The organism is Streptosporangium canum (assembly GCF_900113865.1).
Lineage (GTDB): Bacteria > Actinomycetota > Actinomycetes > Streptosporangiales > Streptosporangiaceae > Streptosporangium > Streptosporangium canum.
Map to the genome: position 1 here is coordinate 1 of NZ_FOQY01000058.1, position 12,654 is coordinate 12,654.

The 12,654-nt window shown below is 69.0% G+C and carries 13 protein-coding genes; 6 read left to right on the forward strand and 7 right to left on the reverse strand.

The window, feature by feature from the left end; genetic code table 11:
- The 3 genes from BM085_RS40940 to BM085_RS40950 form a co-directional block, all read left to right on the forward strand.
- Positions 1-1,044, forward strand: a 1,044-nt coding sequence (locus BM085_RS40940) for a dolichyl-phosphate-mannose--protein mannosyltransferase (RefSeq protein WP_143121310.1), incomplete at its 5' end; no start/stop codon positions are given.
- A 112-nt stretch (positions 1,045-1,156) separates the two neighbouring features.
- Complete coding sequence (locus BM085_RS40945) at positions 1,157-2,371, forward strand: hypothetical protein (RefSeq protein WP_093892125.1); 1,215 nt, start codon at positions 1,157-1,159, stop codon at positions 2,369-2,371.
- Positions 2,372-2,584: 213 nt separating this feature from the next.
- Positions 2,585-3,850 carry an AI-2E family transporter gene (locus BM085_RS40950; RefSeq protein ID WP_093892126.1) on the forward strand — a complete coding sequence of 422 codons (1,266 nt, stop codon included), beginning with the start codon at positions 2,585-2,587 and terminating at the stop codon, positions 3,848-3,850.
- A gap of 97 nt (positions 3,851-3,947) precedes the next feature.
- On the opposite strand, the gene BM085_RS40955 is transcribed toward BM085_RS40950, so the two are convergent.
- From BM085_RS40955 to BM085_RS40975, 5 genes are all read right to left on the reverse strand, one after another.
- Positions 3,948-4,649: a hypothetical protein gene (locus tag BM085_RS40955; RefSeq protein WP_093892127.1), complete on the reverse strand. Its 702-nt coding sequence runs from the start codon at positions 4,647-4,649 to the stop codon at positions 3,948-3,950.
- Entirely contained in the window at positions 4,646-5,218 is a 573-nt protein-coding gene (locus BM085_RS40960; protein ID WP_177245519.1) for an RNA polymerase sigma factor, read from the reverse strand. The genes BM085_RS40955 and BM085_RS40960 overlap by 4 nt, the downstream gene beginning before the upstream one ends.
- Before the next feature lie 586 nt (positions 5,219-5,804).
- Positions 5,805-7,001: an NAD(P)/FAD-dependent oxidoreductase gene (locus tag BM085_RS40965; protein ID WP_093892128.1), complete on the reverse strand. Its 1,197-nt coding sequence runs from the start codon at positions 6,999-7,001 to the stop codon at positions 5,805-5,807.
- A gap of 93 nt (positions 7,002-7,094) precedes the next feature.
- A complete protein-coding gene (sigJ, locus tag BM085_RS40970; protein WP_093892129.1) occupies positions 7,095-8,039 on the reverse strand; it encodes an RNA polymerase sigma factor SigJ in 945 nt (314 codons plus the stop codon).
- A gap of 9 nt (positions 8,040-8,048) precedes the next feature.
- Positions 8,049-8,405, reverse strand: coding sequence for a nitroreductase/quinone reductase family protein (locus BM085_RS40975; protein WP_093892130.1), 357 nt, complete (start codon positions 8,403-8,405; stop codon positions 8,049-8,051).
- 137 nt (positions 8,406-8,542) lie between these two features.
- Between BM085_RS40975 and BM085_RS40980 the strand changes: the two genes are divergently transcribed.
- Together BM085_RS40980 and BM085_RS40985 are read left to right on the forward strand one after the other, a co-directional pair.
- Complete coding sequence (locus BM085_RS40980; RefSeq protein WP_143121311.1) at positions 8,543-9,535, forward strand: hypothetical protein; 993 nt, start codon at positions 8,543-8,545, stop codon at positions 9,533-9,535.
- Positions 9,536-9,749: 214 nt separating this feature from the next.
- Positions 9,750-10,106, forward strand: coding sequence for a helix-turn-helix domain-containing protein (locus BM085_RS40985; RefSeq protein ID WP_093892132.1), 357 nt, complete (start codon positions 9,750-9,752; stop codon positions 10,104-10,106).
- Positions 10,107-10,133: 27 nt separating this feature from the next.
- Here BM085_RS40985 and BM085_RS40990 read toward each other — a convergent pair whose 3' ends face one another.
- Both BM085_RS40990 and BM085_RS40995 read right to left on the reverse strand, forming a co-directional pair.
- Entirely contained in the window at positions 10,134-10,724 is a 591-nt protein-coding gene (locus tag BM085_RS40990) for a ClpP family protease (RefSeq protein ID WP_093892133.1), read from the reverse strand.
- Positions 10,721-11,512: a ClpP family protease gene (locus BM085_RS40995; protein ID WP_245789993.1), complete on the reverse strand. Its 792-nt coding sequence runs from the start codon at positions 11,510-11,512 to the stop codon at positions 10,721-10,723. Before BM085_RS40995 ends, BM085_RS40990 begins: the two co-directional genes overlap by 4 nt.
- 166 nt (positions 11,513-11,678) lie before the next feature.
- Between BM085_RS40995 and BM085_RS41000 the strand changes: the two genes are divergently transcribed.
- Entirely contained in the window at positions 11,679-12,647 is a 969-nt protein-coding gene (locus BM085_RS41000) for an ankyrin repeat domain-containing protein (RefSeq protein ID WP_093892135.1), read from the forward strand.
- Positions 12,648-12,654 lie beyond the last annotated feature (7 nt).

The window sequence follows — 12,654 nt, forward strand, 5'->3', positions numbered from 1 at the left end:
ACCGCGCTGCTGGACATCTTCCTGATGTTCTTCGTCCTGGCCGGGTTCGCCTGCCTGGTGGTCGACCGGGACCGGGCGCGTGGCCGGCTGGTCGACTGGTACGAGACCTCGCCGCTGAGCGAGCACGGCCCGTGGCTGGGGCTGCGGCCGTGGCGGATCGCCGCCGGGCTCTGCCTGGGCGCGGCGTGCGCGGTCAAGTGGTCGGGGATCTTCTTCCTGGTGGCCTTCGCGGTCATGTCGCTGATCTGGGACGCCGGGGCCCGCCGGGCGGTCGGGCTGCGCCGGCCGTACGGCGGGATGGCCGGCAAGGACCTGCCCAACCTCCTGCTGGCGATGGGCCTGATCCCCGCGCTGACCTACATGGCCTCCTGGAGCGGCTGGTTCGCCTCCGCCCCCGGCTGGGGACGCAACTGGGCCCAGGCGACCTCGCAGGGACCCGCCTACTTCGTCTTCGACTCGATCCGGTCGTGGCTGAACTACCACTTCCAGGTCCTCGGCTTCCACACCGGCCTGGCGACCCCGCACAGCTACCAGTCGGAGCCGTGGAGCTGGCCGCTGCTGCTGCGCCCCGTGGCGTTCTTCTACGAGACGCCCAAGAGCGGATGCGACACCGACAGCTGCGCCCAGGAGGTGCTCGGGGTCGGCACCCCGGTCATCTGGTACGGCGGGCTGGCCGCGCTCATCGCGATGATCGCCTGGTACGTGGCCACCCGCGACTGGCGCGCCGGAGCCGTCCTGCTCGGCTACGCCGCCGGCTGGCTGCCCTGGTTCTACTGGGCGATCGCCGACAACCGCACCATGTTCCTGTTCTACGCGATCCCCATGGTCCCCTTCATGATCCTGGCGATCGTGCTCGCCGCCGGGCTGATCATCGGCCCGGCGGACGCCGCGCCACGACGGCGTATCGTCGGCGCCTCGATCGTGGGCGCCTTCACGCTGCTGTCGCTCATCAACTTCTGGTGGCTCTACCCCGTGCTCACCGCCGAGATCATCCCTTACGCGGAGTGGCATTCGCGCATGCTCTTCAAGAAGGGCTGGGTCTGACCGTCCACGCATATGAGCTGCTTAGTGCTGATTCCTTAGGGTAGGCGACGTGCACGATCCATTACGTCACGTTCATCGTCAGGGCAGGCCCGCATACGGCAGACTTCGAAGCATGCCTGCACCGGACGTGGCCGCGCTCCTCTCCGAGCTGGAGCGGTCCGAACCCGACTACGCCGAGCACGCCCGGAGCGCCATCGACTGGCTGACCGGCGGCGAGCCGCTGGAGACCATCACCGAGCTCAACGTGTGCGAGTTCCTCTGGTACACACTCCCGACCAAGGTCTCCGGCGACCGTCCCGCGATCGCCCGCGCGCTGGCCAGCCTCCTCCGGCTGGGCGGCCTGGAACGTTACGCCGCGCTCTGCCTCTCCTCCACGACGGCGCAGATCCTGCGCACCTACACCCGCTCCGGCGAGGACGCCGGGATGGCCGCCTACCAGAGCGCTCTGGACGCCACCGGGGTGCTCCCGCCCGACGTGCCGGAGCTGCGGTGGAGCTCGATCATGGGCCCCGAGGAGCTGGGCGCCCACGGCGCGTGCTCGGCCGCGCTGGAGCTCGCCATCGTCTCCGGAGAGCTCACAGTCGGCTCCCCCGAACGGCAGGCGCTGACCCGCCACTGGCTGACCACGCCCCGGCCCGAGCTCGGCGGGGACAACTGGCTCCACCGGGTCCAGGGCGAGCGCCTGAACCGCTGGGTGCTCGGCCGGGGCACCGCCTGGCGCGAGCTCGCCCAGCCCTTCGAGGTGCGCCTGCACGCCCCGATCCCGGCTCCGGCCGAGGACCACCTCGAGGCGCTGAGATGGCTGCTGGAACAGGGCCGCAGGCAGGGCGGCGTGCCGCTGACCCAACGGCACAACCTGGCCCGCTCGGTGCTCGCGGAGAGTCCCTGGAGCGGCGCGGAGCTGGCGGCGGTCCGCGAGGTGGCCCAGGGGCAGATGGGCGCGCTGCGCCGCGCCGGGAGACGGCTGGTGATCACTTCGACCGGGGAGCGCCTGCTCCACGACCGCGACCTGCTCTGGGAGGCCGCGGCCGCGGCGCTGCTGGCCCCGGCGTCCGGGGAGCACGGCTTCAGGGCCTCGGCCCGGGAGGTGGCGCTGATGCTGCTCGCCGACGGCTCACCCGCGGACCGCGACCGCGTCGCCTCGGTGATCGACTGCGAGGAGTGGCAGACCTCGGAGGTGGACGCCTCGCTGGCCGACCTGGGGCGGCGCCTGGACGCCTTCGGCCTGCGGCGGGCGGGCCGGCTCACCCCCGCGGGCCGGTCGGCCGCCCTGGCCGCGCTGAGGAGCCACGCGCTACGGCCCCGCCAGTACGTCAACATGGGCTGATCCGCCGGGACGGCTCTTGCGGCACGGCCGCCGTGCGCCGAACCCGGAGTACGGCCGACATGAGCCGCCCCGGAGCGATTTCCTGCGGCACCTCGTCATGGGCCGCCTCCCAGAGCGACTCCTGCGGCACGTCGCCATGGGCCGGCCCCCGAGGGTGATTCCCGCCACTTCCCGGAACCGACTAATCCACCGCAGCCGGGGCAGTGGCCGTGCGTGTCCGAGCCCATCTCCAGTGACCGCGCCGAACCGGCCGCCCCCGTCTCCCCCGCCCCCTCCTCCGCAAAGGCCGCCCCCGCCGACGAGGCCGAGCCGGTCCTCACCTCGGCCGGCCCCGTGCGCCCTCTCGAAGCCCCCGCCGACGGACCGGTCCTCACCTCCGCGGGCCCCGTGCGGCCGCTGGAGGCCCCCACCGACATGACCTCCGCCGACCTGCCCTTCGGCCGGCCGGGGCAGTCGATGCGCGGCAACCCGTTCGTGTTCGGCTTCACCGCCGCGCTGGGCGTGCTCACCGCCTGGTGGCTGGTGCAGGCGGTGATGAGCGCGAGTTCGGTGCTGATCCTCATCATCGTCTCGCTCTTCCTCGCCATCGGCCTGAACCCCGCCGTCGAGAACCTGCAGAAGCGCGGGCTCGCCCGCGTGGTCGCCATCACCGTGGTCTTCCTCGGCGTCATCGCCGTCTTCGCCGTCTTCGGCCTGGCCGTGGTGCCGCCGCTGACCACGCAGTCGACCGACTTCGTGGAGAAGCTCCCGCAGTACGTCCAGGAGCTGCAGAACAATCCGATGATCCGCGACCTGGACCAGCGCTTCCAGATCCTGGAGAAGCTCCAGCAGTACGTCACGAGCGGCGACTTCGGCAGCCAGATGTTCGGCGGCGTCCTCGGCTTCGGCCAGGTGCTCATCGGGGCGGTCTTCAACGCGCTGACGGTCCTGGTCCTGACGCTCTACTTCCTGGGCTCGCTGAACTCGCTCAAGAAGATGGCCTACCGCCTGGTGCCGAAGTCCCGCCGGACCCGTGCCGGCCTGCTCGGCGACAAGATCATCGACAGCATCGGCGGCTACGTCGCGGGGAATCTGATCATCTCGCTGATCGCCGGAGTGACGACCTTCTTCTTCCTGATCGCCATGAAGGTCCCCTACGCCCTGGCGCTGGCCCTCATCGTGGCCCTGACCGACCTCATCCCGATGGTCGGCGCCTTCATCGGCGCGGGGGTCGCCTCCCTGGTCGGCTTCTTCGTCTCACCGACCGTCGGCATCATCTGCGTGATCTTCTTCACCGTCTACCAGCAGGTCGAGAACTACTGGATCGCGCCGAGCGTGCTGAAGAGCTCGGTGGACGTCCCACCGCTCGCCACGATCGTCGGCGCCCTGGTCGGCGGCGCCCTGCTCGGCGTGGTCGGCGCCCTGCTGGGCATCCCGCTGGTCGCGGCCCTCCTGCTCATCGTCCGCGAGGTCGTCATGCCCCGCCAGGAGAGAGCCTGACCCGCCGCCGGCGCCTCCTCCGGCCGCGGCACGTGCCAGACGAAGGGTCCACGGGAGGTACGGCGGGCGCCCGCCGTACCTCCCGTGGATCAGTGGATCAGCTACCGGCGGGCGGGAACGCCTCGGGGTTCTTCACCGGGTCGCCGATGTCGTTCCAGGACGGGTCGTCGACGACCGTGCACGGCTTGACCGGGCCGTCGATGAGAACGAAGCCGAACTGCCAGAGCACCCTGGGCTTCTCCGGGCCCGAAGTCTGGTCGCCGTTCTCGGTGAACATCATGACCGCGGTCTGCTCCGGCTTGATCTCCTTGGGGTAGATCCGCACCCCGCCGCCGTTGCGGACCAGTTCATACGCCCTTTGGGAGGGCGAGTCCTCCATCAGCTTCAAAGCCTCGGCCTTGACCTTGGGATCCTTGCTCCTCAGGTTCGCCGGGTCGACGGACGACGCCCCCACCACGCGCCCGCGGTCGGGGGCGCACCACGTGCCCGGCTTGACGTAGGAGACATCGGCCTTGACACCCAGCTCGGCCAAGTCCCGTTCGACCTGGTCCGAGTCCCGGAATTCGTTGATCTTCAAGGTCAACGATCCATCCGGGTTCCGGGTCAGCGCGTACGCCGAGCTCTCCGACCCGGTGACCAGCGGCACGGCCACCACCGCCGCGGCGGCGATGCCCGCGGCCGCGACCCCCGCCAGCAGGCGGCGGCGTGTCTTCGAACGGGCGGGTCCCCGTGCCGCCCGCTCGTTCCGCTCGCCGATCTCTGCCTTCAGCTCCATGAGCAGTCTCTCCTCGAAGTTCATCGGAGTCCTTCCATGACCGTGGGCGGGACGACGCCGGGAACGTGGCGCAGTGACTGGCGGGCGCGGTGCAGCCGTACCCGGGCGGTCCCCTGCCGGATGCCGAGCGCGGCGGCCGCCTCCGCCACCGAGAGCTGGTCGATGGCGACCAGCTCCAGGACGGCGCGCTCGCTCTCGGGCAGTCCGGCCATGGCCTCGAAGGCCCGCCGGGCCGTGCTCTCCGCGTCCAGACGCTCCTCCATACGCGACAGGTCGTCGGCGTCGAGGAGGCGGCGTCCCCCGATCCGGCCGGCGATACGCAGTTCACGCGCCGCCCGCCGCCATTCGGCGGACAGGATGTTGCGTGCCACGCCGTACAACCAGCCGATCTCGCTGCCCAAGCCGGGGCGGTAGGTGTGCGCCGAGTCGAGTACCGCGATGAATACCTCCGCCACCAGGTCGGCGACCGTGTGAGGGTCGGCCACCCGGCGTGCCAGGAATCGCGTGACCGCTTCGACGTGGCGCCGGTAGAAGGCTTCGAAAGCCTCGGGGTCGGTGGAGATCTCCGCCGACCCCTTCTGTCTGAGGCGCACCGGCCGTGCTCCCTTCGTCGTCCTCCCGAATACATCCCTGCTTGGAAGAAGACGGACGGAGCGTTACATGACCGGATGAAAAGGGTCATTGCCTGGCCAGACACAGCATCGCGGCCGTCGCCGCGCCATCGGATCGTCCCCCTGTGCGGTAGGTGCCGCTCCTCCCCGGAGATGACTTCCGGCGCCTCAGCGGGTGATCACGGCGATGACGGCTCCACGAGGGCACCAATCGGAACGGCGAGCCTCACGATGGTGATTACCGGCGCTCTTGTACGCCGAGCAGCTCAGCGACGTCGCGATGCTTCTCCGCTCGCTTCGCCTGGCCGGGATCCCCGACGAGAAACTTCCCACGCTCCGGCAACGGGTCGACTTCCTCTTCGCCCTGACCGTCGGCCGATGGCGAGGAAGCCTGGCGGAACCGTGCATCGACCGCGATCTCCTTGAACGCTGCCGAGCCGCCGCACCACCGAGCCGCGGCTCGCCGTACGGCATCCCGATGTCCTTGGCCACCCAGGGCAGGGAACGAACTCGCGTCCGAAGCGAGAAACATCGTCGGTGAAGACGCCCCAACCCCGAGCCGCGTGCTCTACGCCGGCGTCCTGACGGCCGAGTCCGCCGCGGCCCGCTCCCGCGTGACGCGGCGGCGCCGAGCCGGCAGCCCGAGCAGCGGGTTGGCGACGCTCCAGGCGGCACTCTTGCAGATCAGCTCCTTGTAGACGGCGGCGAGCCGTCCGGTCAAGACCGCCTGCACGGCGCGGTCGTCGGCGGTGACGTACTGGATCAATCCCTCCTTGCGGCCCAGTGAGATGCACTGGTTGAAATAGCGGATCGGCGCGTTCGAGAGCTTCCCGCCGGTCAGGCGCGCCGCGATCGCGCCGACGGCCTGCCACGCGGTCGGAATTCCCGAGGCGCACGACATCCGTAGCGGCTTGTCCCCGGGGCCCATCACCATGGCCGCGTCGCCGATGGCGTACACGTCCGGGTGCGAGACTGAGCGCATGGTCCGGTCGACCACGATCTGGCCGGTGCCGGTGACTTCCAGGGTGGTCAGCTTCGCGATCGGGTGGACCGCGAAGCCGGCGGTCCACACGGTGACCGCAGCCGGGATGGCCTTGCCGTCGGCGGTGGTGACGCGCTCGGCTCCGACGCCGGCGACGGCGATGTGCTCGTGCACGGTGATTGCGAGCTTGTCGAAGACCTTCCGCAGGTGCTCGCGGCCCTTGGGCGAGAGCTGATCCCCGAGCTCGCCGCGGACGGCGAGGGCGACGTCGAGGTCCGGGCGGGCCTCGGCGATCTCGGTCGCGGCCTCCAGGCCGGTGAGACCGCCGCCGACGACGACCACGGTCTGCCCGGCGTCGAGGCCGGCCAGGCGCTCACGCAGCCGGAGCGCTCCGGGACGGCTGGCGATCTCATAGGCGTGCTCGGCGCTCCCGGGGACGCCTTGGGCGTTCCAGCCGCTGCCGAGGGCGTAGACGAGCGTGTCGTAGGCGAGTTCTTCGGTGCCGTTCGCGTCGACGACGGCGACGGTCTTGCCGTCGACGTCGACGCCGGTGACCTTCGCGACCCTCAGTTCGACACCGGTGCCCGCGAACATCTCGCTGAACGGCCGGGGCTTGAGGCCCTGACCGGCCGCCAGCTGGTGCATGCGGACGCGTTCGACGAAGTCGGGCTCGGCGTTGACGAGGGTGATGGCGACCTCCTCGCGGCGGAGCAGCCTGGCGAGGCGGCCGGCGGCGCTGGCTCCGGCGTATCCAGCTCCGATGACGATGATGCGGTGCTGCATTCCCTTGCTCCCATCTTGCGCGGATTCGCCACTTGAACCAGATGGCCCGCCGTTTCCTGACAGGAACGCTGTGTGAAGCACCTCACATAGTGATCAGAAGGCGTTGAACAGGGGCTCCCCGTGGTCGGCGGCCGCCCAGTGCGCGGTCGCGCGTTCGAGCTTGTCGGGGTTGACCTGGCTGCGGAACGCGGCGATGCCCTCGGCGGTGACCTCCAGGCACATGACGCCGACGACCCTGCCGTCCACGACGGCCACGACCGCGGGGTCGCCGTTGGCGGTCCAGGCGTAGACCTCGGGCGCGCCGCCGACCAGGGCGCGCTTGGCCTTGCCGGGTTTGAACAGGCCCCGCAGGAACGTCGCGACCGCGACGGCGCCCTCGAACGCCTTGGCACGGGCCGGGACCTTCCCGCCGCCGTCTCCGATCGAGATGGCGCTCTCGGTGAGCAGGCGCACGAGCGGCTCGGTCCGGCCGCTGGTGGCGGCCGCCAGGAACTCCTCGACGATCCGCCGGGCGGCGCCCCCGTCGACCTCGGTTCGGGCCTTGCCGTCCGCGATGTGCTTCTTGGCGCGGTGGAAGATCTGCTGGCTGGCGGCCTCGGTGATGCCGAGGATCTCGGCGATCTCCCGGTGCGGGCAGTCGAAGGCCTCCCGCAGTACGTAAACCGCCCGCTCGTTGGGGTAGAGGCGCTCCATGAGGGTGAGGACCGCGTACGAGACCGATTCGCGCTGCTCGGCGGTTTCCGCCGGGCCGAGCATCGGGTCCCCGGCGAGCAGCGGCTCGGGGAGCCATTGGCCCGTATAGGTCTCGCGGCGCGCCCGCGCGGAGGTGAGCTGGTTGAGGCACAGGTTGGTGAGGACCTTCGTCAGCCAGGCCTCAAGGACCTCGATGCGGTCGACGTCCGCGGCCTGCCAGCGCAGGAACGTCTCCTGCACGGCGTCCTCGGCCTCTCCGGCGGAGCCGAGGAGACGGTAGGCGATGGCCTCCAGGCGCGGCCTGGATGCCTCGAACCGGTCGACGTCGTTCGCGGTCAAGGGCATGGCCCGATCCTAGGTCGCGCGGCGCGGATCGGCCGCCGCGGCCGCCGCACGAGCCAGAACCAGCCCGTTCGGCGGCCTCAGGACCTCCGCCTCGACATCGAGGACGAAGACACCGGTCTCGACGGTGGCGCGCGGGTTGGCCTGCAGATTGTGGTACCAGGCCGGGTTGTTCGGTGCTCCCCCGGCGGAGGCGATGACCAGCATGCGCTCGACGCCGTCGGGCAGGTAGACGAGCGGAGTCGTGTGCGGCGTGCCCGAGCGGGCGCCGGTGGTGGTGAGCAGGAGCAGCCTCGCTCCCTCGAAACAGCCACCGACTTGGCCATTGTTGGCGCGGAACTCGTCGATGACCTGCTTGTTGAAATCCATTCTTCTCCATCTCCACGAAGGTGGAGGCCCTGCCGATCCCGGCGCCAACCTGACCTCGTTCGCCGGTTCGGAGCAAGGGGATGCGGCGAAGCCTCCGATGCGATGACAAAGATTAAAAAACGCCGAATACTCGCCGTATGGACCATGCAGCGGACGGGATGTCCGATCCTGAGGACCTCGCCCTCTGGGCCCTGCACTGCTACTGCCCGAACGCGGAACGGACGCCCCATGACGTGGTAGCCGACGGAAACAACGGGCGCGTGCTGTACGCGGCACGTCATGGTGCCCCGAGAGACCAGCTGGACGTCTCCGACGCACAGCTCTCCCGGCTCCTGGAGTTCCGGCTCCTGGAACGCGATGGGGAACGGGTCCGAACCGCCTTCCCCGTGCTGGGCTCACCTGAGACGGCCCCGCTGCGGGCGACTCTACGGCGGCTGGCGAGCCCCCTCGTGGACGCCGTCGAGAAGCCGGTGCACGACATCGCCGCGGAACTGCGGCGGCGCGGGCTCGGTCACAGTCTGTACGCCATGGTGTTCGGCTACGCGCTGGACCTGGTGCTGTGGCGACAGCTACGCGCCGAAGAGGCCGTTCCCGACACCGCGCTGACCGCCGAGCGTCCATGGTGGAACGGCGCCTTCTGGGCCATCCACCCACCACGCGCGGGCAGCTCGGGCACGAACTTCTACCGCTTCGCCGACGATCTCACCCTGGTGACCGTCTGGTCGGACGAGACGTTGCGCCGCCTCCACACCTTCGCCGCCACCCCCGGGGCGGCGGAGGCGCTGCGCGATCACCACATGTCCTCGGTCACGGATTCGGAAGGACACGGCTGGCGTCTACGGCTCGACGACGGCTGCTCCGCGATACCACTCGTCGGCGTGGGCGATGTCCTCGACGAACTGGCCACCGCGGTCGCGGCCCCGGTCTCTGCTTTCCTCATGAGCCGCGCCTCCGAAGAGGCGTACGGATACGTGCCCGCCGATGATCGGGCCGTGGCCACCGTGGTCATCTCCCACGAACTGATCTGGGAGATCACCGAACAGCTCATCGCACGCGGAGCCTGCATGCCCGCGCCCCACGGCGACGATCTGACCGGTCTCCTGTTCCTCATGGAGGGCTGGAATTCATGAGCGGGAAGAGTTCGTCCCTGTGCCTCAGGGGCTTGTAGTCACCCGGCAACGCGGGAGGCCGCTCCCGATCTCCCGTGAACGGCCTCTGACCTGGGTCACGTCTACACGAGTTGCGATCCTCACCGACCCCGAGGGCGGGGCGGAGGGGGCGGGGACGGTTCCGCTCTGCGCGGATCCGGCTGAACTCGAACGCGCCGTCTACCTAAGGTGAGGCATGGCCTCCTCTGTCCCGCCGCTACATCCGGCGACCGATCGGACCGACTCCAAGCCGTCTCCGGCTCGCGAGCCGCTGTGGCGGCACGCGCTCGGTGAGCGTCTCAGAGGTCTTCGTCACGAGCGGGGCGAGAAGTTGAGCGAGACGGCGCGTCGCGCCGGCGTCTCGCCGCAGTATCTCTCCGAGATGGAACGAGGCGTCAAGGAGCCGTCGAGCGAGATGATCGCTGCGGTCGCCGGCGCGCTGGATGTCACCCTGGTCGATCTGACCCTTGCCGTTGCCGAGAGCTTGCGGTCTGCTCAGAGCAGCACGTCGAGAGGTGCTACCTGCTCGGCGGCGTATGCTCTGGCCGCGTAGCGTGGCCTGCCGGGATCATCCACGAGTCTACGAACGCTCCTCGATGATCTGATCGAGGAGCCCGTACTCCAAGGCCGCGGTCGCGGTGAACACGCGATCGTGATCGGTGTCGGCGCGCAGGGTCTCGACGGTCTGGCCCGTGTGCCGTGACAGTATGCGCTCGATGTCCGCTCGGACACGTACGACCTCGTCGGCTTGCAAGATGAGATCGGGGATCGTTCCGCGCCCCTGAGCAGCCGGTTGGTGCAGGATTACCCGTGCGTGCGGGAGAGCTGCACGTTTTCCTTCGGCGCCCGCGGCGAGAAGGACGGCACCCACCGCGATGGCCTGTCCGATGCAGGTTGTCTCAACCCGCGGGCGGATATAGCGCATGGTGTCATATATCGCGAGCATTGCACTCGGGTCCCCGCCTTCACAGTTGATATAGAACTGTATGTTGGCATCGGGGTTTTCTGACTCCAGAAAAATAAACTGTGCGACGAGCGCGTTCGCGACGCCCGCATCGATCGCGGTCCCCAGATAGACGATTCGCTCGGTGAGGAGATGCGAGTAGACATCCATGATCCGCTCGCCACGAGGATTCTGGGCGATGACGTTGGGGATCGTGTACGTGCTCACTGGCCGGCTCCTTCGGTGACGCCGAATCCGGACCGCGGGCGATCCTGTGGCGCTATTTCGTCGAAGCTCTGGACGATTGCGTCTATGAAGCCGTAGTCCAGTGCCTCTTGCGCTGTGTACCAGCGATCATGCAGGGAATCCTCGAATATGCGCTCCACAGGCTGACCCGTGTCATCGGCGATAAGACCGAGCACCGTGTCGCGAGTATGCCGAAGGTCGTCGGCCTGCAGTTCGATGTCGACTGCGGTGCCACCGATTCCGGCCGAGCCTTGGTGCATCAGGACACGTGCGTGCGGCAGGGCCCGGCGCTTCCCTCGGGCACCCGATGACAGCAAGAATTGCCCGGCGCTGTAGGCGATACCCAGCGCGAGGGTCGACACGTCGCAGGGAATGAGCCGAATGATGTCGCGGATCGCAAGCATCGATGGAACCGAGCCGCCTGGGGAGTGAATCCACAATGCGATATCGGTCGACGCGTCCTGCGTGGCGAGTGCTATCAATTGCGTGGCGAGCAGCGTCCCGTTGTCGTCATCGAGAGGACCGTCGAGAATGAGAACACGCCTCTCGTAAAACTGACGTCTTACCCGCGCGTCGAACAGTGGAAGTTTCGATTCTTCGCCCATGCGTCCATCATGTGGGGCGATCCGGATCGGCGTCGACACGATCTGCCTGCGGCAGATCTGCTCTGAGCAGCGCGAACTCGGTTTCCGATTCGATGCGAACACTGGTAGGGCGTGCCGGGCCGACTCATCGGATGCCATCCGGTGCCGTCCGATGACCTCGGCCACCTCCTCGTGCCAGCGGGTTCGCTGACTCTCGTCAGCCTCTCACCAACCGGTGGGACCATCGGAGGACGCCGCTCTCTCGCGGATCGGACTTGGTCCCAGCCCGAATCTGTCGGCCCCACACGCCATGATCGGCATTCATACACCCTGTACGCCCCCGAGGAGTGCCATGGTCGTCAACGACGGATCTGGATGGCTCGGCGTCGCCTGGAACGCCTGGACGGACCTCAGCCTGATCCGCGCCCGGCTCGACGCGGGTGCCGACCCCAACACGGGCGTGCACTTCCATGTACGGCCGTTGCACGCGGCGGCCGAGCGCGGTTCACCCGAGGTGGTCGCGGAACTGGCCGGGCGCGTCGATGACGTCGACGCGGAACAAGAAGGCCGTACCGCCCTCTGGACGGCCGTCTTCAACAACCGCCCCGACAACGCCCGCGCGCTGGTGGCCGCCGGGGCGGACCCATGGCGGCCGATGATGAACGGCTGGTCCCCCGGACGGCTCAGCCTGGCCACTCCCACCCCTGATCTGTTCACTCTTCCCGACGGCGAGGCCGGCCTGTCCACCGCCGAGACCGCTGCCGTGACGGAAGCCGAGCGGCTGGTCGCGGTATTGGGAGAGTTCGACCATGCCGGCTTCAGCCTGGCGTGCATGGCCCGCCTCACCGCCGCTGAGGCGGTTCAGCTCCTGGGAGCCGTACCGGCCGATGACGACGACGTTGAAGAGATCATGAATGATCCCTTCTCGGACTTCGATGACAGCCTGGCCGTCGTCGGCGTCACGGACGTACCCGGCGGATGCGTCGTCAGCCAGCCATGGGGATACATCGCATGTACCCCCGGCGTCGCGAAGCGCCTCTCCGCGGAAACCGTCTGCTACGCGATGTGCGACAACCCCAAGAGCGGAAACCAGGGGGCCGTCGCCCGCAACGGCGTCATCGAAGAATGGGACACCCATCCCGGCGGCGGCAACGTGGTCGGCGATGAGTCAGCCGAAGAGATACTCACCACCTACCTCTACCAGTACCAGGCCGTGGCCTACTGCTATGCCAGCGCAGGCCTGCGGCCGACCGACGCCGGCTCGATCACCGGCCCACCCGACATGTGGCTCAGGCTGCCCGATCAGGACTGGTGGACCTGACCGGCGA

Coding starts and splice junctions, on each gene's coding strand:
- BM085_RS40945 (WP_093892125.1), top strand. CDS start 1,157: ATGCCTGCACCGGACGTGGCCGCGCTCCTCTCCGAGCTGGAGCGGTCC.
- BM085_RS40955 (WP_093892127.1), bottom strand. CDS start 4,649: ATGAACTTCGAGGAGAGACTGCTCATGGAGCTGAAGGCAGAGATCGGC.
- BM085_RS40965 (WP_093892128.1), bottom strand. CDS start 7,001: ATGCAGCACCGCATCATCGTCATCGGAGCTGGATACGCCGGAGCCAGC.
- sigJ (WP_093892129.1), bottom strand. CDS start 8,039: ATGCCCTTGACCGCGAACGACGTCGACCGGTTCGAGGCATCCAGGCCG.
- BM085_RS40975 (WP_093892130.1), bottom strand. CDS start 8,405: ATGGATTTCAACAAGCAGGTCATCGACGAGTTCCGCGCCAACAATGGC.
- BM085_RS40980 (WP_143121311.1), top strand. CDS start 8,543: ATGGACCATGCAGCGGACGGGATGTCCGATCCTGAGGACCTCGCCCTC.
- BM085_RS40985 (WP_093892132.1), top strand. CDS start 9,750: ATGGCCTCCTCTGTCCCGCCGCTACATCCGGCGACCGATCGGACCGAC.
- BM085_RS41000 (WP_093892135.1), top strand. CDS start 11,679: ATGGTCGTCAACGACGGATCTGGATGGCTCGGCGTCGCCTGGAACGCC.